Origin of the sequence: Pseudoalteromonas sp. 2CM36K, from assembly GCF_023161865.1 — a bacterium.
GTDB classification, from domain to species: Bacteria; Pseudomonadota; Gammaproteobacteria; order Enterobacterales; family Alteromonadaceae; genus Pseudoalteromonas; species Pseudoalteromonas tetraodonis.
Window position 1 is genome coordinate 69,828 of sequence record NZ_JALNTK010000017.1, and the last position, 19,601, is coordinate 89,428.

A 19,601-nucleotide genomic window follows, 5' to 3' on the forward strand; every position below is an offset into this window, starting at 1 on the left:
AAATCATCAATAAGGAAAGATTATGACAACTAAACAGGTAACAGGCGAGTTTACCGTTACATTAGCGCCTATAGAAGGGTATGCACACGGGCAGCAAGGCGTTAATTTAGGTCGTATGTCGATTGATAAACAATTTACTGGTGGCCTAACCGCAACTAGCCAAGGTGAAATGCTCAACGCCATGACCCCCACCCAAGGCAGTGCCGGTTATGTGGCTATTGAACAAGTAATAGGCGAACTTGATGGTTTGCAAGGTGGTTTTGTACTGCAGCATTTTGGCACTATGGATAAAGGGCAAGATTCATTGATTTTAAATGTAGTGCCAGATTCGGGTAGCCATGAACTTACCGGCCTTAGCGGGAAAATGGCAATTCGCATCGAAGCTGGTATTCATTTTTATGATTTTGAGTATCAACTTTAAAAGGTTATAGCAGTGCAAAAAATAATAGAATTTAAAAAGACGCGTTTTTTTGGTGGCGCAGATATTAAAGCACTTAATGAAAAGATTTATCAGTTAAACCAAGATGGCTGGAAAGTCATAAATGTAAGCTCAATCACAGGGTTTTTCGGCGAAGCGAATGGCTATGCGTTGCTCATTGAAAATAACGAGTTGTAGATGACCCTCTCACTGTGGTTTAGTTTAGTCGCCATTTGTATGATGGGCGCAATGTCACCTGGGCCTAGTTTGGCTGTGGTGTTAAAACACAGTATTCATGGCAGTATGAAAAACGGCATGTTGGCAGCGCTGAGTCATGGTGTGGGGGTCGGTTTTTATGCCGCGGCGTCGTTACTTGGCCTCGGCGCATTAATGATGCAATTTCCCACTGTGTATCAAGTACTGGTGTATTTAGGCGCCGCGTATTTAGCTTATTTAGGGATTAAAATACTACTTGCAAAGCCAAGCGCTGAAGAGCTCCAAGTGGCTCAGCAAAGTGGTAGCGCTCAACAGGCTTTGCAAGATGGCTTTGCTATCGCATTTTTGAACCCTAAACTCGCTGTATTCTTTTTAGCCTTGTTCTCACAGTTTATTGACCCTGTAAACTTAACTTTTCAGGTTGGTATGATCATGTGTTTAACCGTGTTGTTGATTGATACCGGCTGGTATTTGCTTGTTGCAGCCTTGACAGAGCTTTCAAAAAAGCGTTTTGCTTTTACTAAATCATCCCCTTGGCTTGATAAAATATTAGCGGTGGTTTTTATAGGGTTGGCAATAAGAGTGGTGCTTATGGTGTAGTTTATTCAATTTTAGCAATCCTTACCGCTTACCTTAAAAACTGTTTTAGTAATTTTTAACTCCCCTATATGCGAACGTTGTAAAACTCAGTTACTCTATTGGTCAGTTAATTTATTTCACGTTATCTACATGATCGCAACACTTCGAAACTAAGTTCCTCTCCTTGCTAGCTATTGCCCTTGCTGTTGCATACGTATTCATCACACTTAATTTACTATTTGGTTACACTTTATTGGTTTTATTTTATCCACAAATTAAAAATAAACAGCACACAATTATAAAATCAATAGGGTAGGAAACTCATGGGGAAATTCAAACTGAGTGCGTTAATGCTCGCGATGTTTGCAACCTGCAATGCATTGGCTGCGGCTGAAAGTGACGCACCAAACACCGTAAAAAAACCACAACTAGAAGAAGACCTTGAAGTCATTGAAGTGCGTGGCTTTAGTCGTAGTTTAATCCAATCACTTAATCAAAAGCGCTTTACCGATACGGTATCAGAGCAGTTGTCGGCGGATGATTTAGGCGCTTTGCCTGATGTATCTATGGCTGATGCGCTGACACGACTGCCGGGGATCTCTGCGGTACGAACCGGCGGCCAAGCGGCAGAAATCAATATTCGCGGTATGTCCGGTGGCTTTGTATTTTCAACTTTGAATGGTCGTGAGCAAGTATCAACTAGCGGCAGTCGCAGTATTGAGTTTGATCAATACCCGTCTGAGTTGATCAGCTCAGCTGCGGTGTATAAATCACCAAAGGCGTCATTAATTGAAGGCGGCGTGGCAGGTACGGTAGAGCTGCAAACAGCCAGCCCGCTTAATAATGATCAGCAACACAAGTTTGTGGTTAACGCCAGAGGTATGTACAACGACCGAGCGTCAGAGGTGAACGATGCCACTGAGTTTGGCGATCGCATCAGCTTTTCCTATCAAGGTAAGTATCTTGACGATACTTTAGGTGTCGCCCTTGGCTATGCACGGTTATTTCAACCAAGCGTAGCAACACAGTTTATTGGCTTGGCCTATAACGATCATAAAGATGTCGACGGTGTTGCTAATGATACTAATGGCCCTGAAGTAAAACCAGAAAACGAATATATCAGCGAAGGTTTTGAGCTCCAACATTTAGGGGGTGAAGAAACCCGTAACGGTTATATGGCGGCGATTGAGTGGGTGCCGGTGGATAATTTTAAATTAAAAGGAGACGTGTTTTTATCACGCTTTGATACTGAGTCATTTGCCCGTGGTTTACGAGTAAAGTTAGGCGGCCCAACGGCCACTTATACAAACGCTCAGCTAGAGGGTAATTCAGTGGTTGGCGCCTCTGTTAATCGTACTTCAAAAGGCTACACTCGCGTTGAAATTCTGAATGATGATAATCAAGATTTTGATGAAGTAGACAGCTACGGTGTTAACGCCGATTGGCAAGTGACAGAGCGCTTAAACGTTAATGTTGATGTATCGCTGTCACAAGCTAAAAGTAATTTCCGCAATGGCTTATTGTGGGCGCTAGTTGCCGAAGATGCTACAGCGCAAGAGCCGGTGTTAGATAAAAACGTATCTATAAACTACCAACTTAATGGGCTTAATTTACCAGATGTAGGCTTTAATCAAGCCGCTGCATTTAGTGATATCGACCGGGTAATGGTCAGTAAGTACGGTATTTACCCTTATCAAAATGAAGATGAAGTAAAAGCTTATCGCCTTGATTTTAAATACGAGTTGGATAACAGCTGGTTTAGCTCTGTGGAATTTGGTGCGCGTTATTCAGATCGCGAATACAGCAACAATCGTTCGGTGTTTGAATACGGCAATGACGGTGATTTCTCAGCAACTGAGCCGCCACTGCGTTTAACCAATGACATGGTAAATGTTGTTGATTGGGAAGGCAAGTTTAGCTACTTTCCATCCTATTTAGCGATTGATGTAGATAAAGCGCTCAATGCGTGGTTCCCAGAAGGTGCGCCTACACCGGTGACCACCTGGGGTAACGCAGATGGTGTAGTAGATCCACAAGGTTACACCACTAACTACTCGTGGACTATGTTACAAAGTGGTTCGGTATACGAGGAAGTGCTTTCAGCTTACGCCATGCTCAATATTAATACTGAAATTGGCACTATGCCAGTGCTGGGTAATATTGGTATTCGCCGTGTAGATACCGACCAATCGGCCACTATTTTAGAAAACGTTAATGGTGATTTGGCACTGGGTGCGCAAAACATTACCGACAGCATCGGCATCATAAATCAAAATTATTTACCTAATGTACTTGGCACTAGTTATACCGATTATCTGCCATCCCTTAATTTAAACTTTCAGCTAACGGATAACACGCAATTACGCTTTGCGGCGGCTAAAGTGATGTCGCGACCACCGATTAATCGCCTAGCAGGAGATGCCAGTGCGCAGGCTGATGAAACCACCGGTAAAATTAACGGCTCAAGTACCAATAATCCATTCTTAAAACCATTTTATGCCGACCAATACGATATCTCTTACGAGCATTATTTTGATGAGTCAGATGGTGCGCTAGTGATCGCAGGTTTTTATAAAAACATTGATTCGTTTATCGATACCATCGCCATTGAAGGGTTTGACTTTAAAGGTAACGGTTTTAACGTTCCAGACTATATAGAAAACCCCGTCAGCGGCGAGCAAGTTGCCACAACTAACGGCACTTACACAACGGCGGTAAATAACGCCAATGGTGGTTATATTCGCGGTATTGAACTTGCCTATACGCAAGTATTTTCGTTTTTGCCCGCGCCGTTTGATGGCCTCGGTTTTAACGGGAGCTACTCATACACCGAAAGCGAAGTTGAATCGATCACTAGCTTAGGTGGTGAAACGGTTACACAAGGCTTACCTGGTTTGTCTAAAAACGTGTTAAACGGCATTATATTTTACAGCTTAGATAATTTTGAAACCCGCCTTAATGTGCGTTACCGCTCAGACTTTGTCTCAGAGCAAGTGGCGATCAATGAGCAGGTGGTCAATTTTGATGCTGAGACCGTGGTCGACTTTCAAACCTCTTATCACTTTACTGACTCATTTGGCATGTTGCTGCAGGTTAATAACCTTACCGATGAACCAACCCAAAGTTACTTTGGCAGTGAAAATATCACCGGTACTACCCAGTACTTTGGTCGTCAGGTTTATTTAGGTTTTACCTATAGCCACTAATAGCAAATTGGAGCATAAATAATGAATAAAATAACTAAATTGACTCATTTGCTATTAGCGGTGAGCTTAACACTACTGTTTGGCTGTGGTGGCTCAGGCAGTAGCGATGTCAAAGCAGGTCAAGCCTTGTTGACTTGCGATGTACCACAAGTGCCTAACTCAGCAGGCACTCAATGCGTTGACCCAGAGCCTATCTCTTGCGACGCACCGTTATTTCCAGATGCAAATAATGAAAGCTGTACCAGTGGCTATAACCCCGACTTACCAGACCCTGTGGTATTTGCAGGCGAAGGCGAGGCTATTTTATTTTATAAGCGCCCTGAAAATGAAGGGTACGAAGGTTATCGATTACACTCATGGAATACCGACGGCTGTGATGCTTACGCGCCACCGTTTGATGCTACAGAGTGGTCCGATGGTCACGAATACGACGGTATTGATCCTAACTATGGTGCTTACTGGATTGTGGCACTAAAAGACGGTTACACCGAGTGTGCTAATTTTATTATTCATATTGGCACAGAAGGCTCAGGCAAAGCACATGGTGATGTGGATTTAACCATGCCACTGATGCAAGACGACGAGCGTTTTGTGCGTATGAATTTCACCTTTGACGGTGAGCCATCTGTATTTGAGTTCCCAGTTGCAAGCTTAGGTGAACGCCCGGTTGCGATTGATGGCGCATCAGCACATTGGATTGATTTAAATACAGTATTGTATAAGCCAAGTAATGAGCTTACGCAAATCATTAAGTTACATTCTTCTGCAACTGCTGACTTGGTGGTTGATTTAGACACTGGGCTAAATGGTGAAACCGTTGAGCTTACAGCAACCGAGTTAAGTGATGAGCAAGCTGCAAAAGTACCACACTTAACGGATTGGACTGCTTATCAAGGCAGTTGGGATGCGGACGCTGCAAAGCAGCTTATAAAGCAACAGCTTGTTGTTGCAGGCTACGATGCGGACGGCAAGCTACTTGAAGCCAGTTTAGTGCAAACAGCAAAAGCCCTTGATGCACTGTACACCCAAGGTGAAAGTGACGCGAATGAAGCCATGTTAGGCGTGCATTATAATAACAATGCAATTGATGTTTCAGTTTGGGCACCCACCGCTAGCAATATGATGATCAATGTATTTGACGCTGATAAAGCACAAGTACATAGCACCGCCATGACGTTAGACAACAATACCGGTATTTGGTCAGTCAGTTTAGACAGCCAATACGACCGTCATTATTATCGCTTTGCGTTTGATGTCTATCACCCAACCACTAAAGCAATTGAAAGCTTATGGAGTACCGACCCTTACTCACTCAATGTATCGAGTAATGGGCTTTATTCACAGCTGATAAACTTGAGCGATGACGACACTAAACCAGAGGGCTGGGACGAGCGCATTGTGCCAACAGTGGCTAACCCAGAAGATGCGGTTATTTATGAAGGCCATGTACGTGATTTTAGTGTTCGCGATCAGTCAGTGAGCGAAGCAAATCGCGGTAAATACCTGGCATTCACTGAACTTGAAAGCGTGCCAATGCAGCACCTTAAGCAATTAGCTGATAAAGGCTTAACACACTTTCATTTACTCCCAGTGACTGATATTGGCACTATTGAAGAAGATGCTTCAGAGCGTGTTGAAATCACTGACACCTTAGGTAAATTATGTGAGCGTATAAACGATGAAGCAGATGCCTGTAAAATCGAAGATAAAAACAGCATCATTGTTGATATTATGCAAAGTTACCTACCTGGCTCAGATGATGCACAAGCACTAGCCAGTGCGATGCGTGATTTAGACGGCTTTAACTGGGGTTATGACCCTCATCACTTTATTGCGCCTGAAGGTTCATATGCATCAAGCAGTGAAGGTATTGCTCGTGTACTTGAAACACGCGCCATGGTGCAATCATTACAAGAAGTAGGACTTCGTGTGGTACTTGATGTGGTCTATAACCACACAACATCATCAGGCGTCTGGGAAAAATCAGTCTTCGACAAACTAGTGCCTGGTTATTACCACCGTTACAACGAAGTATCTGGGGCGATTGAACGCTCAACGTGCTGTGAAAACACAGCAACTGAACATGTGATGATGGACAAATTCGTTACAGATTCAATGGTTATTCTTGCTCGCGACTTTGGTTATGACAGCTTCCGTTTTGATGTAATGGGGCATATGCCTAAGTCATCCATTTTAGCTGCGCGCGAAGCGGTGCAAGCGGTTGACCCAGATAACTACTTCTACGGTGAAGGTTGGGACTTTGGTGAAGTGGCTAATAACCGTTTGTTCACTCAAGCTAAGCAAGCTGATATGGCAGGCTCCGAAGTGGGCACATTCAATGACCGTATTCGTGAAGCCGTGCGTGGTGGTGCAATGTTTAGTAATAACCCGACAGATGGCAATCTAGCGGAGCAAGATACCTTACGTTTATCGCTGGCGGGCAACTTACAAAATTACATTCTTAAAGATTTTAAAGGTAATTCGGCAAAAGGTAATAGCTTTAGCTGGAACACGCAACCAACAGCTTATGCGTTAGACCCAGCAGATAGCATTAACTACGTATCAAAGCATGACAACGAAACACTGTGGGATCAGTTGCAATATAAGCATGCATCAAGCATGAGTATTGAGCAACGTGTGCGTGCGCACAACATGGCGTTGTCTATTCCACTTATGAGCCAAGGCATTCCGTTTATGCAACTGGGTGCTGATTTACTGCGTTCTAAGTCAATGGATCGTGATAGTTATAATGCCGGTGATTGGTTTAATGCTGTTGATTTAACCAAAGAGAATAATAACTGGAACATTGGTCTACCTAACGCAGAGAAGAACCAAGAAAAATGGCCTGAGATCATGCCTATTTCTGCTAACTCTGATGCACAGGCAATGCCACAAGATATTGCTTATGCAGGCGATGTGTTCCAAGAGTTTTTAGCAATTCGCAGTAGCAGCCCATTATTTAGATTAACCACCGAACAAGATGTAATTGACCGTGTGGGCTTTCATAATGTAGGTGAAAACCAGCAGCATGGTTTGATAGTAATGAGTATTGACGATGGTGAAGGTCTCGTTGATTTAGATATCGCAGTAGATGCTGTTGTTGTTGTTATTAATGCGACGCAGCAAGCACTTTCACACACGGTACTCACGGCTACTGGGTTTGAATTACACCCAACTCTTAAAAACAGTGTAGATAGTAGCATGACGGAAGTGAGTTTTACGGCCAGTGAAACCGACGGCACGTTCACTGTGCCTGCTTACACTATGGCTGTGTTTGTTAAACCACAAGGCGAGAGCCAAGGCGCTGGCTTGAGTGCTGATGCAACTGTTGGTGCGCCAGATATCGTCCCTTATGGCAGCACTGAGGTGTATCTTCGTGGTGATTTAAATGAGTGGGGGCTCTCTGATCAATTTGAATATGTTGGCAGTGGCGAGTATCAAATTATGAAGGCGCTGACAGCTGGGGAGAGCTTTGGTTTCAAAGTTGCTTCAGAGAGTTGGAACCTCGTGAATTTTGGTGCTAATTCAGAGCAAGAGGCTGTTGTTCAATTGGGAGTAGAAAAACAACTTAGTTTTAATGGAGCTAATATTAGCTTTACGGCAGACACCGCAGATAACTATTTGTTCTCGTTTAATGCTTCAGATAAAGAAAACCCAACTCTGACAGTGGTAAAAATAGGGCCATTTGGAAATGTGTCGTTATATTTACGTGGCAGTTTAAATGACGCTGGTAGTTTGTGGGGGACAGACGATCAATTCACATACAGTGGTGATGGTTTATATACTTTTTCCAAACAGCTAAGTGCACAAAGTGATGCATATGAGTTTAAAGTTGCTACCAGTGATTGGAGTACTGTCAATTTAGGAGCTGGTGGAGATAGTTCAGAAGTAATATTAGGGAGTGAAACACCTTTAGCGGCTTCTAATAATAACTTGAGCTTGTTAATTGAAACCGAAGGAGAATATCGCTTTGTGGTTAATGCAAATGATCTCGAAGCGCCTTTTATTATTGTTAACTTACAATAAGCTTTCACTAAGATAGCCGAAGCCGAGTTTTATACTCGGCTTTTTTATTATAGTTGCATTCAGCCACAATATTCCCTAGGTTAATAGAATAAATATCAAGGAGGTTATGAATGTCTGAGTTAGCCCTGAAAACCGCAAGTTTTAACCCTAAAGTAAAATCTTACTGGATCACGCTAGGGGTTATTACCTGCTTAGTGTGTTTGGTTGGTATCCCATTGATTCCAATCGTAGCCTTAATAATTTGGATCGTGGCAGGGCGTATGCTTAAAGCAATGTCAGCTAACTTATTAGAGCGTAAGCTAGTAGTAAAACGCGGTGTGTTTTTTAAAGAAGAAAAATCGATTCCGCTTGAAAAAATCACTGATGTGGGATTAAGTCAGGGGCCATTAATGCGACTATTTGGTTTATACCGCTTAAGCTTTGAAACTGCAGGGCAGTCTGGTCACGGTGCATTAGTATCGTTACTTGGGGTAGTTAATGCCAGTGAATTTCGTGAAGCCATTTTAACTCAAAAAGATAACCTCACTTCAGATCAGCCAGCCCAATCTAATAACGATGAACCACAAAGCCAAGTAGAGCTCATCCGCTCGCTTACCTACAGCGTAAAAAACATCGAGCAAATGCTAGTTACACTTCTGGAAGAGAAAAAATGATTAGGTCATATAGGGAGCTAAAGGGAATATGGTTAAGTAAGGATTGCTTTTGGCTTGTTTATTTGTAGGCGCCATCCGATGACGCCTACAACATGCTAACCCTAAGTATCTCCATTATTAGTGCTCGAAATATACGAGGACATTGATGATGACAGATTTCTATCTAAAGCATTTTTTAAGCATTGGGAGACTGATGGCGCTGATATTTTATAGTGATTTAATGCAATACCGTCTAAATAAGTTAAATAAGGGTTTACCGATAAACTGAACGCACCTAACTCTTTTATCCACTTCGCTAAAAAAATAACACGGTATTGCCCGTCGCTTCCATTGTTAAGATTAACTTCTAAATTTAAATTCTTACTCACCTCACTCCACGGACTCTGATACAAGGTCTCACCAACTATGATCGGTTTTGATGTAAAAAAGCTATCAGGATTTTTAATATTATTTTCAATTTTATGATTTACCCAGTTTTGAATTCGAGATGATGTATATTCTTCAAATACAGCCTTTACTGCATTATTTACATGGGAGGGGCAGTTGTTTTGTCTATCTAGATGAGAAGACTGACTTATTTGATAAAGTGGCATTAGGGTTAGTTCAGTTTGAAGTGTGTGTTTAAATGTTGAGAAATGCCCATCAATTGCTTTTTGTTTAGATATAGCAATAAGATCATTTTTATTTAATATCGTAGCTTCTATATATTTATCTGACTCATTTTTACTATGATTTCCCACAAAAAATGCAAAGTGGTTGTTTCCAGAGACATCCATCATAATAACTTTATGCGGATTTGAATCACATGTTTGATCAGCAATAGCAGCTTTTTGATTAGAGAGTGTAGTGTGGCATTGAGTTAATGGTGCATTGCTTTTTGCTAGTTCAGAGGCTCTGTCATAATTACAATCTTCACATACCATTAAGGTTATGCTGTCATCAGCATTTACAGAGTGAGCGATGCCGAGTAAAAATAATAAAGCTGCAACTTTTTTCATAAAGTCTTCCTTAGACGAGTGTTCCTTTTTTATACACTAGCGTTGAAGTTTATTAATTTCAATCTTTGATTTTAATTGAGCATTGTAATTCTCTAATTTGGATTATGTTACAAAGCTCAGCGATCGGTTGATCGCCGAGTAATTTAATTCTTAGCATTTAAAATGCCTGACAAACATCTTCTGCTTTACAGGTAATAACTGTGACGTTTTCGTAGCCTACTCGGGTCAGGGCTTCAGCACTTAATGTTGCGCGCGCACCACTAGCGCAATGTAAGTAAATAGGGCGTGCTGCGTCTTTTTCTATTTCCATGAGCTTCATTTCAAGTAGCCCGCGAGGAATGTTTATAGCGCCTATAGCTGCTTTGGTGGCATGTTCAGCGGGTTCTCGTACATCAATCAACAATCCTTTATTTTGCTCAAGCTCTTTCTTTGCTTGTTCGGCATCAATACGACGCTGATTAGGAGTAATTATTTTTAGTAAATCTGGAATAGGGGTAAGCATGGTGTTTATTCCTTAAAGCCAAGTTTGCGTAATAGAGTGATCATTGGGCACCAGCTAGTAAAAGCTGATTGAATTAAATTTACTGCGATAAAAGCGGTAAAGTAAATCCACTTAGGATCGTGATAAGTTTGCAATAAAAGCGACACAATAATCATTATGCCAGCGATTAGTCTGAGTGCGTTATTTAGCTTCATTATAGTAGGCCAGTTATTTAGTTCAGTACAGTTACTATATTAGATTTATCTATATTAGTAAAATCTAATATTAGACTTTTCTAATCTAACGTTTTATACTCAGACTCTATTTTAGAATAAGAGCATAGTATGAATATTGACTTTACTGCCATGGCCGGCAATGTAGAACAAGCCGAGCAGCTATTAAAAATTTTAGCCAATAAAAATCGCTTGATGATTTTATGTTCTTTGCAAGATTCAGAAATGAGCGTATCTCAGCTCAATGAAGCTGTGCCATTAGCGCAGTCTGCGTTATCTCAGCACTTAGCAGCGTTGCGTAAAGCAAACATTGTGGCTACGCGCCGCGAGAGCCAAACAATTTATTATCGTGTCATTGATGAAAATGCAGTCGTTTTGCTTGGTACCTTGTATGGGTTATTTTGTAAGGGCTAAGTGCGATGAGCTTAATAGACAATGCGGTAAAAAGTAGTTTAAGTGGTCGCATTCCGATTGTTATTTTTGTGATGTCTTTGTTACTTGGGGTATTTGCACTAAATCAAACACCTCGAGAAGAAGAGCCACAAATTACTGTGCCCATGCTCGATATTTATGTATCAGTACCTAACGTTGAGGCGCCTGAAGTCGCTAGGTTAGTAACGCAACCACTCGAGAAGTTACTGGCTCAGCTGGTGGGAGTTGAGCATATTTACTCAACCACACAAACTAACAGAACAGTGGTTACGCTGCGTTTTGAAGTAGGGCACAACCGCGAACAAGCTATTTTAGATACCTATGCAAAATTAAATAGTTATCAGCATACAATGGCATCGGTGATCGAAAGTTGGCAAATTCGTCCAATAGAAGTAGATGACGTGCCTATTGTGATGTTAGGCCTCTACAGTAAAGACCCACAACTTTATGGTGATTACGAGTTAACCCGCTTTGCTAACGAAATAGCCAACAGTTTACAGCGTATTGAACACACCAGTGAAGTAAAAGTCATTGCTGGTCGTAAACGAACCCTCACCATTAATTTAAATGCCAGCGCATTGGCTGCCCACCAAACAACCGTAAATGACGTTTTTTATGCATTAAGCGTGTCTAATCAACTAACGCAAGTAGGCAGTGTGGTTGATGGTCAGCAGCAAATTGAATTGCAAGCAGGTGATGTTCTACGAAGTCAATCTGCTGTAGAACAGCTGGTAGTGAATGTTGTTAATGGCAAAAGTGTTTACTTGCTTGATGTTGCAAACGTTATTGATGGCCCAAGTGAAGCTAAGCATTACCAATGGCTTGCTCAATCGGCAAACCAGCAGCAGTTGCCTATGGTTACTTTAAGCGTAGCTAAGCAAGCAGGGACTAATGCGGTTGCTGTTGCAAATGATGTTCATACCATGATGAATGAACTTGCAAATACTTTACTGCCACCAGAAGTTAGCCATACAGTGCTCAGAGATTATGGCCAAACTGCCGATGAAAAAGTAAATAACCTCACATCAAGTTTAGTGTTTGCAGTGTTTACTGTGGTAATTTTTGTTGGCGTGTTTTTAGGTTGGCGTCCTGCCGTGGTGGTTGGGCTGGCTGTGCCTATTTGTTATGGCATTACTCTCTCATTAGATTTTGCATTTGGTTACACCATTAATCGGGTGACATTATTTGCGCTTATTTTATCATTAGGCTTACTGGTAGATGACCCAATCACAGGTATTGATAATATTAGCCGCTTTTTGAATAAAAAAGGCGATAAAAAACAGCAGATTGTTGGCGCAATGAGCGAAATTCGAAATGCCTTACTTATGTCTACGCTCACTATAATGGTGGCGTTTATTCCACTGGCGTTTATCACCGGAATGATGGGGCCGTACATGGCACCTATGGCATTTAATGTGCCGGTTAGCGTGATGGTTTCTACCATTGTTGCATTTTTTGTAACCCCTTGGCTTGCGATGAAGTTACTCAAGCCTGATAACGAACAACCCTCCGAGCTTGCTCCTAAAGTTGGTGCATATCAAAGAATATTAAGCCCATTATTGGTTTCTAAGGGGCGAGCAAAACTTGTTTTGTGGCTAACCCTAGCATTATTTATTATTAGCGCCATGTTACCCGTGATGCGTTTGGTGCCTTTAAAGCTACTCCCTTTTGATAATAAAAATGAGCTGCAAGTGCTGATAGATATGCCAGAGGGGACTAATCTGGAGCGCACAGCTGCATTTACTAAACAAATCCAAACACTCACATGGCAATTAAACGAAGTAAGTGAAATAGCGGCCTATGTTGGTCAACCTTCAAGTATGGACTTTAACGGTATGGTGCGCGGTTATTATCGCCGTGATGCAGCGAATCTCGCCGAGCTGAGGGTATTGTTAGTGGATAAGTCTGAGCGCGATCATCAATCGCATGGAGTAGTTATGCGCCTTCGCGAACAGCTCGCGATGCTAGCAACCGATGGCATTGTAATAAAAGTGGTTGAAGTACCACCAGGGCCGCCGGTACTGAGTACCTTAGTTGCTGAGGTTTACCGAGATGCTTTTGTTGATGAGCAAACACATTCTCACGCTGCCTTGCAGTTAGCTGCGCGTTTACAACAAGAGTCTCATGTAGTTGAAGTCGATACCTCAATGGTGGCACCCTCGCCATTACAACGTTTTGTTACCAATAAAACCAAGGCCGCACTCAGTGCGATTTCAACTCAAAATATTTCACAAACACTCAGTATAGCCTCTCAAGGTGAAAACGTGGGTGTACTTTATGTGAGCAATGAAACAGAGCCCGTTGATATTAAATTACAGCTACCGTACAGCGAGCGAAATCAGCTTTCGCAATTACTTGCACTTCAGGTTAGAGGCGACAGAGATTTAGCTAAAACCAGTAACGAGTTTGGTTTAAGCAGTGCGCCAAGGCCGTTAGTATCGCTTTCAGAACTCGGTGAATTTACACAACATCATGTTGCTAAAACGATTGTTCGTAAAGATCAGCGCGACGTGATTTATGTTATGGCTGAGCTTAATGGGCGCACACCAGCGGAAGTGATTGCTGATGTGAATGCTGATTTAAATGTATCAAACGATGAGTTTGTTAAAACATCATGGGTAGGTCGTCACTTTTTTAATAATGGCGGAACAGCCCCATGGCAACTACCACAAGGAACCCATGTCAGCTTTAGTGGCGAGGGGGAATGGCGCATAACTATTGATGTATTTAGAGATATGGGCATTGCCTTTGCGTTTGCGCTCAGTGCTATATTTATAATTTTACGGGTGCAAACACAGTCGGCGAGTTTATCGCTGATTATCATGTCAGCTATTCCGTTAACAGTGATAGGCATAATGCCAGGTTTTTGGCTGTTAAATCAGTTTGGTGAGCGCTCTATAGCAGGTGCCCCAGAGCCGGTATTATTTACTGCCACAGCGATGATAGGCATGATTGCCCTTGCAGGTATCGTGGTGCGTAACTCACTTATTTTGGTTGAGTTTATTAATCAAGCTCGCGGCCAAGGCATGGCAATTAAAGAGGCGCTTGTTGCAGCGGGTACGGTGCGAATGCGCCCTGTGCTCCTAACCGCAGGTACCACTTTATTAGGTAACTTAGTGATCACACTCGATCCGGTATTTAGCGGGCTCGCGATTGCAATTATTTTTGGCATTGTGGCGTCTACATTATTTTCATTATTTGTAGTACCGCTTGTTTATTATTTAGTGTTTGCAAGCACAGAGGATGAAGCGCATGCAGGGTAAATCAAAACTTATAGGCACATTTGCCGCGTTATTTGTCATTATTATAGCTGTGTTTTATATGGCAGGCAGCTTTTCTGACAAGCAAGCTGCTGGCTTAAAAGAATCACAAATAACGAACTATCAAGGTGAGCGAGTAACGGTAACGCTGCAAAGTATTGCTGGCACTGAGCAGGTACCAGGTAGTGTAATAGCAAAACAAAATACGCAAATTTCATCGCATGTTATGGCGCAGGTTGAGCAGTTAAAAGTACGTGCTGGCGATAAAGTCGCTAAGGGCGATTTACTTATTATGCTCAAGCAAGATGATTTTAAAGCGGCGTTAGCGCAAAGCAGCGCAAATATTAATGCGGTGCAAGCGTCGTTAACGCAAGCTAAAAAGCAATTAGCCAGAATGATTGATTTAAATGCGCAAGGATTAGTATCTGTTAGTGAATTAGATGACGCCAAAGCAAAGTTTGAAAACTTAACCGCTAATTTAGCGGTTGCTAAGCAACAGCAAACGCAAGCTCAGGTATCGCTTAATTATACGCGCATTACTGCCCCTATTTCGGGCGTGGTCGTTGAGCGCCTAACTGAACCTGGCGATACTGCAACACCCGGTAAACCGCTGATTACTTTGTATAACCCATTACAGTTACAGCTTGAATTTAATGTACGTGAACAACAAGCAGTAAAATTAAGAGTAGGGGACAGTTTAAATGTGGTACTACCTTCTCTTGATATAACAACACCCGCAACGGTGAGCGAAATTGTACCAGTGGCAGATAACGCGGCGCGCAGCTTGCTTATTCGTTTAGAAGCCGATGCGCAACTTGGTCTAATGCCAGGCCTTTATGCTCAACTACAGTTACCAATAAAAAGTACCCAAGGCGTATTAATTGATCCACGTTGGGTGCATGAGTTTGGCCAGCTCAATATGGTGTATGTACTTGAAAACGAAACGCTGGTTAAACGTTTCGTGCGTTTAGGCAGTATTATAAATAACCAGCAACACGTAATAGCAGGCCTAAAAGAGGGTGATGTACTTGCTGTTGATTACATACCAAGTCAAAGCGATTAAATAAAACTCGCAATTTCATCAATCGACTTTTTATCTGGGGCGTGCAGCGGCACTGTTGCATGCTCATCTGGGTAATCAGTAATAAGTAACATATAAGGGCGTTCGTTGTTTTTATCACGTCCACAAATATCGGTTAGAAAACTCATCGGTTCTGGTGTGTGGGTAAGTGTTGCAAGGCCTGCGCGGTGCAAGGCTTGAATTAAAAAGCCAGTGGCAAGGCCTACCGATTCATGCACATAGTAATTCGTGTTTTTATCATCGCCACTCAACGCCGCCCTTTTTTTGACTAAACACCGCAATCAACCATGGCGCGTGCTCTAAATAGGGTTTGTTAGCATCGGTGCCTAAGGGTTTTAGTGCATCTAACCATTCTTCACCCGCTCTGCCTTCATAAGAAGAGCGTTCTAATTTCTCGGCTGCTTCACGAATTTTCTTTTTAACATCACTACTATTAATTGCTACAAAATACCAAGGCTGGTGGTTTGCGCCACTAGGCGCTGTATCTGCCGCTTTTATACAGGTTTCGATGATTTTTTTGGCACTGAGCGGTTACTAAAGCTGCGAATACTATGAGGCGTTGACTCGTTTGTAAAAACTCATTCGCACGCGTCAGCATTTCCTCTTGAGGGTGTTCTATAAAATCGGCTAATGGTTGGCTTTTATGATTTTGCATGGCTGTTCGCTTCTTATTTTTAGAGTGTTTGGTTTAAAAGAGCAGCAAAGGCTTTATCTGCTAAGGTTTATAAAACCCGCGCTACGCATAAAATATTTATATCATATTACAAAGCTTAGCCAATAGATAAGAGCCTATTAGGTATCCTAAAACAGTAAAAGTCAGCTATTTTAGGATACTATTTTAAGCAAACAGGTCGCTATTTTGAGTGGTTATTCATAACGTAAGGCATCAATGGGATTAAGCCTAGCTGCTTTTATTGCGGGAGCTAAACCAAATACAATACCGATTAAAGAGGTAAAACCAAACGACAGCATAATAGCCCAGCCTGGTATATAAGCGTCGGGCATGCTTGGTACAGAGAGCGAAATGAGCTCGGCAGCACCATAGCCAATGACCAAGCCAATTAAGCCTCCAAATAATGACAGCACCACAGCTTCAACTAAAAACTGCAACATAATAAACCCTGGTGTTGCACCGAGTGCTTTTAGTGTGCCGATAACACGGGTACGCTCAGTTACTGATACCAACATAATATTCATTACGCCAATACCGCCAACAACAAGACTGATACCAACAATCCCTGCGGTTATTGCGGTAGCGCTGCCCGTAAATTTGTCAACATTAGCACGTGCTTTTTCGGCGGTTTCAAACTCAAAGTCGTTTTCTTGCTCATCTTTTAACTTATGTAATTGCCGTAAAATGCGGGTGATTTTGGCAAGTACTAGTTCTTCCTCACTGCCTTCCTTGAGTCTAAACATAATTTGTACATTACTTGTGCTGCTCGCACCCTCTAATGCGCTCATGGTGCTGATTGGAATGTTAATATAATCGTCTTGATCGAACCCCAATAAACTACCTTGTTTTTCAGCCACGCCAATAATTCTAAACCACTCGCCGCCAAGTTTAATATATTCGCCTACAGGGTTTTTTGGCAGGTTTAGCTTTTCAATAATGGATGGACCAATAAAAGCGACTCGACGGCGCTTTTCATCATCCTCTGCGCGAATAAAGCGCCCAAGTTCTGGAAAGGTTCTATACGCTTTTTGGTAATCTTGCTCTGTACCCATTACTCGTGATGAGTGGCTTTTATTTCCATATTCAGCGCCACCAGAAAAACGCCAAGTAAACATCAGTGCAGTGAGTGTTTCAGCCTCTTTTACTCGGGCTTTTAAGACTAAAAAATCGTTGTAAGTGAGTTTAGCATTTTTGCCCACCATTTCTTGTTCAATGCTGGTAAAGGGTTTAATTGTGGTTACATCAGGTGCCATATCTGCGAGTTGATCGTTAATTTGCTTAGTAAAGCCTTGCATAACGGCTACCACTGTAATAACCGCGGCAACCCCAATTATAATCCCTAAACAAGTGAGTGCGCTTCGCATGGCATTGGCTTTAATGGCCATTAGTGCTGCTTTTGTTCCTTCCATAATTGCAATAGCAGATTTAAACATGCTGTTTGTCTCCTTCACCTTTACGCACATCGCTCACTACCTTGCCATCAACTAAGCGAATAACTCGCTGGCAATGATCTGCAATTTCTTGTTCGTGAGTTACCAAAATAATGGTGTGGCCTTCATTATGTAGCTCATCAAATAGCGCCATAATTTCAGTGGTAGTTTTGCTGTCTAGATTCCCGGTTGGTTCGTCACCGAGTAAAATATGCGGTTTAGTCACTAGCGCTCGTGCAATGGCAACACGCTGGCGTTGCCCACCAGACAACTGGCTTGACAGATGATCCACTTTATCACCGAGTCCTACACGTTTGAGTGCATCGAGGGCTTTTTGTTTACGTTGTTTTGCGGGTATAAACCTATAAACCAAAGGCTGCATCACATTTTCAAGTGCCGACGCACGCGGAAGTAAGTTAAAGCTCTGAAAAATAAAGCCAACACTTTCGTTACGCTGATGAGCGAGCTCGGTTTCTGTCATACTTTTTACAAGTTTATCTTTTAAAAAATAATCCCCAGTAGTTGGAGTATCTAAGCAACCCAATAAGTTCATTAAAGTTGACTTACCTGAACCTGAAGGACCGATTATAGCGACATACTCGTTTTCATTAATGACCACGTTTACATCATCTAGGGCCTTAAATATTTGCTCACCCATTTTGTATTGCTTGTTAATATGCTCAAGCTTGATTACCGCCGACATTATTGCGCATCCTTGGCAGTTGTTTGCTTAACTTTTACCGTATCATTTTCTTTTAGTTTACTGATAGGACGTGCAGGGCCAATAACAATTCGCTCCCCTTTATTTAAACCTTGGGTAATTGCTTGCTCTATATCTGAAGAAATACCCACTTCTACATAGGCTTTGCTTACAGTGTTATCGTCGTTTAAACGCCATACAAACGTTTTGTCATCTTCTTTTTGTACGGCTTCGATAGGGAGCTTTAAGCCATTCACAGCAAGGCTTGTTGCGATTTCTGCACGGCAGCTCATACCTGCATATAGTTGCCTATCGGTATTATCAAGTAACACTTTCACTCGAAATGATAAACCTTGTGAACCTGCTTGGTTTTTTGCTGACGTACCAATGTTAATGACCTTGCCAGTGAAGGGTTGATTGGGGTACGCAGCAGCATAAATATCTGCATGCTGGTCCAATTTAATGCCAGCAATATCAGTTTCATCAACTCTGAGCTCAGCTAAAATAGCGCTTGGGTCGGCAACCAGCATTAAATCTGAGCCAATAATATTAGTGGTGCCGGCAATAACGGTTTCGCCTTCTTTAATATTTACTGAGGCGAGCAAACCACTCATTGGAGCACGAAATACACTTTTGCTAAGTCTATCTTCAGCGATTGAAAGAGAGGCTTTGGCTTGATTATAAGACTCTACTCTGGCTTCAATATCTATTTTGGCAAGGTCGCGTGCATTTTGTAAGTTCTCGTATACTTCTTGCCCTGCTAGGCCTACGTCATAAAGCTCTTTTTGACGTTTAAGCTGACGTTCAATATTCAAAAGGCGTGTTTTACTATGTTTTATTTCTATTTCGCTAGCTCGCAATACCGCTTTATTACGTGTTACTTCTGACTCAAAAGCAGTGGTATCTAAGCGCATTAAAATGTCGCCTTGTTTTACACTTTGCCCTTCTTCAACAAACACCTTGTCGACTCGTCCGGTTACCTCTGAACGTAACTGCACTTGAGTATTAAAGACTAAATTGCCAGAGGCCATAATGGAGTCTGCAATACTACCTTGCTCAACCTGTGCAACATTTACCTCTGGTGCTTTTTCATCGTCAGTAATTTGCTTTGATACAACAAGAGCAATAAAAGCTGCAATTGCAAGGGTAATGATAATCGCTTTTTTCATTTTTATTTCCGTATTTATGAGTAGGCAGAAAAGTTTGTCTACATTC

15 protein-coding genes and 1 pseudogene are annotated in these 19,601 nt (G+C 42.1%); 9 read left to right on the forward strand and 7 right to left on the reverse strand.

Features of this window, described 5'->3' with window-relative positions:
- Positions 1–22: 22 nt before the first annotated feature.
- The 6 genes from MTN97_RS11855 to MTN97_RS11880 all read left to right on the forward strand — a co-directional run bounded on the left by MTN97_RS11855 (position 23) and on the right by MTN97_RS11880 (position 9,098).
- Positions 23–421 carry a DUF3224 domain-containing protein gene (locus tag MTN97_RS11855; RefSeq protein WP_248474469.1) on the forward strand — a complete coding sequence of 133 codons (399 nt, stop codon included), beginning with the start codon at positions 23–25 and terminating at the stop codon, positions 419–421.
- Between the two features lie 12 nt (positions 422–433).
- Entirely contained in the window at positions 434–616 is a 183-nt protein-coding gene (locus tag MTN97_RS11860; RefSeq protein ID WP_064668494.1) for a hypothetical protein, read from the forward strand.
- Positions 617–1,234, forward strand: coding sequence for a LysE family translocator (locus tag MTN97_RS11865; RefSeq protein WP_089368848.1), 618 nt, complete (start codon positions 617–619; stop codon positions 1,232–1,234).
- Positions 1,235–1,536: 302 nt separating this feature from the next.
- Positions 1,537–4,419, forward strand: a complete 2,883-nt coding sequence (locus MTN97_RS11870; protein ID WP_248474470.1) for a TonB-dependent receptor — start codon at positions 1,537–1,539, stop codon at positions 4,417–4,419.
- Positions 4,420–4,440: 21 nt separating this feature from the next.
- Positions 4,441–8,445 (forward strand): alpha-1,6-glucosidase domain-containing protein, encoded by a 4,005-nt coding sequence (locus MTN97_RS11875; protein WP_248474471.1) that lies wholly within the window; start codon positions 4,441–4,443, stop codon positions 8,443–8,445.
- A 110-nt stretch (positions 8,446–8,555) separates the two neighbouring features.
- On the forward strand, positions 8,556–9,098 hold the full coding sequence (locus MTN97_RS11880; RefSeq protein WP_008467282.1) for a PH domain-containing protein: 543 nt from the start codon (positions 8,556–8,558) through the stop codon (positions 9,096–9,098).
- Positions 9,099–9,199: 101 nt separating this feature from the next.
- On the opposite strand, the gene MTN97_RS11885 is transcribed toward MTN97_RS11880, so the two are convergent.
- The 3 genes from MTN97_RS11885 to MTN97_RS11895 form a co-directional block, all read right to left on the reverse strand.
- Positions 9,200–10,096, reverse strand: a complete 897-nt coding sequence (locus MTN97_RS11885; protein WP_138626092.1) for a hypothetical protein — start codon at positions 10,094–10,096, stop codon at positions 9,200–9,202.
- Positions 10,097–10,253: 157 nt separating this feature from the next.
- Positions 10,254–10,598: a rhodanese-like domain-containing protein gene (locus tag MTN97_RS11890; RefSeq protein WP_008115421.1), complete on the reverse strand. Its 345-nt coding sequence runs from the start codon at positions 10,596–10,598 to the stop codon at positions 10,254–10,256.
- Between the two features lie 5 nt (positions 10,599–10,603).
- Positions 10,604–10,792: a DUF2892 domain-containing protein gene (locus tag MTN97_RS11895; protein ID WP_010392474.1), complete on the reverse strand. Its 189-nt coding sequence runs from the start codon at positions 10,790–10,792 to the stop codon at positions 10,604–10,606.
- A gap of 129 nt (positions 10,793–10,921) precedes the next feature.
- On the opposite strand from MTN97_RS11895, the gene MTN97_RS11900 reads away from it, so the two are divergent.
- The 3 genes from MTN97_RS11900 to MTN97_RS11910 are packed head-to-tail and all read left to right on the forward strand — an operon-like array spanning position 10,922 to position 15,565.
- Positions 10,922–11,224: an ArsR/SmtB family transcription factor gene (locus MTN97_RS11900; protein ID WP_010392476.1), complete on the forward strand. Its 303-nt coding sequence runs from the start codon at positions 10,922–10,924 to the stop codon at positions 11,222–11,224.
- Between the two features lie 5 nt (positions 11,225–11,229).
- Entirely contained in the window at positions 11,230–14,505 is a 3,276-nt protein-coding gene (locus MTN97_RS11905) for an efflux RND transporter permease subunit (RefSeq protein ID WP_248474472.1), read from the forward strand.
- A complete protein-coding gene (locus tag MTN97_RS11910) occupies positions 14,495–15,565 on the forward strand; it encodes an efflux RND transporter periplasmic adaptor subunit (RefSeq protein WP_248474473.1) in 1,071 nt (356 codons plus the stop codon). Before MTN97_RS11905 ends, MTN97_RS11910 begins: the two co-directional genes overlap by 11 nt.
- On the opposite strand, the pseudogene MTN97_RS11915 reads toward MTN97_RS11910, so the two are convergent.
- The 4 genes and pseudogenes from MTN97_RS11915 to MTN97_RS11930 all read right to left on the reverse strand — a co-directional run bounded on the left by MTN97_RS11915 (position 15,562) and on the right by MTN97_RS11930 (position 19,555).
- A pseudogene (locus tag MTN97_RS11915) lies at positions 15,562–16,238 on the reverse strand (nitroreductase family protein). The gene MTN97_RS11910 and the pseudogene MTN97_RS11915 sit on opposite strands and share 4 nt — an antisense overlap.
- 212 nt (positions 16,239–16,450) lie before the next feature.
- On the reverse strand, positions 16,451–17,689 hold the full coding sequence (locus MTN97_RS11920; protein WP_069438597.1) for an ABC transporter permease: 1,239 nt from the start codon (positions 17,687–17,689) through the stop codon (positions 16,451–16,453).
- Positions 17,682–18,389, reverse strand: coding sequence for an ABC transporter ATP-binding protein (locus MTN97_RS11925; protein WP_008467268.1), 708 nt, complete (start codon positions 18,387–18,389; stop codon positions 17,682–17,684). Before MTN97_RS11925 ends, MTN97_RS11920 begins: the two co-directional genes overlap by 8 nt.
- A complete protein-coding gene (locus MTN97_RS11930; protein ID WP_214552488.1) occupies positions 18,389–19,555 on the reverse strand; it encodes an efflux RND transporter periplasmic adaptor subunit in 1,167 nt (388 codons plus the stop codon). The genes MTN97_RS11925 and MTN97_RS11930 overlap by 1 nt, the downstream gene beginning before the upstream one ends.
- Between the last annotated feature and the right edge of the window lie 46 nt (positions 19,556–19,601).

Coding starts and splice junctions, on each gene's coding strand:
- MTN97_RS11855 (WP_248474469.1), top strand. CDS start 23: ATGACAACTAAACAGGTAACAGGCGAGTTTACCGTTACATTAGCGCCT.
- MTN97_RS11865 (WP_089368848.1), top strand. CDS start 617: ATGACCCTCTCACTGTGGTTTAGTTTAGTCGCCATTTGTATGATGGGC.
- MTN97_RS11870 (WP_248474470.1), top strand. CDS start 1,537: ATGGGGAAATTCAAACTGAGTGCGTTAATGCTCGCGATGTTTGCAACC.
- MTN97_RS11875 (WP_248474471.1), top strand. CDS start 4,441: ATGAATAAAATAACTAAATTGACTCATTTGCTATTAGCGGTGAGCTTA.
- MTN97_RS11880 (WP_008467282.1), top strand. CDS start 8,556: ATGTCTGAGTTAGCCCTGAAAACCGCAAGTTTTAACCCTAAAGTAAAA.
- MTN97_RS11885 (WP_138626092.1), bottom strand. CDS start 10,096: ATGAAAAAAGTTGCAGCTTTATTATTTTTACTCGGCATCGCTCACTCT.
- MTN97_RS11890 (WP_008115421.1), bottom strand. CDS start 10,598: ATGCTTACCCCTATTCCAGATTTACTAAAAATAATTACTCCTAATCAG.
- MTN97_RS11895 (WP_010392474.1), bottom strand. CDS start 10,792: ATGAAGCTAAATAACGCACTCAGACTAATCGCTGGCATAATGATTATT.
- MTN97_RS11900 (WP_010392476.1), top strand. CDS start 10,922: ATGAATATTGACTTTACTGCCATGGCCGGCAATGTAGAACAAGCCGAG.
- MTN97_RS11905 (WP_248474472.1), top strand. CDS start 11,230: ATGAGCTTAATAGACAATGCGGTAAAAAGTAGTTTAAGTGGTCGCATT.
- MTN97_RS11910 (WP_248474473.1), top strand. CDS start 14,495: ATGCAGGGTAAATCAAAACTTATAGGCACATTTGCCGCGTTATTTGTC.
- MTN97_RS11920 (WP_069438597.1), bottom strand. CDS start 17,689: ATGTTTAAATCTGCTATTGCAATTATGGAAGGAACAAAAGCAGCACTA.
- MTN97_RS11925 (WP_008467268.1), bottom strand. CDS start 18,389: ATGTCGGCGGTAATCAAGCTTGAGCATATTAACAAGCAATACAAAATG.
- MTN97_RS11930 (WP_214552488.1), bottom strand. CDS start 19,555: ATGAAAAAAGCGATTATCATTACCCTTGCAATTGCAGCTTTTATTGCT.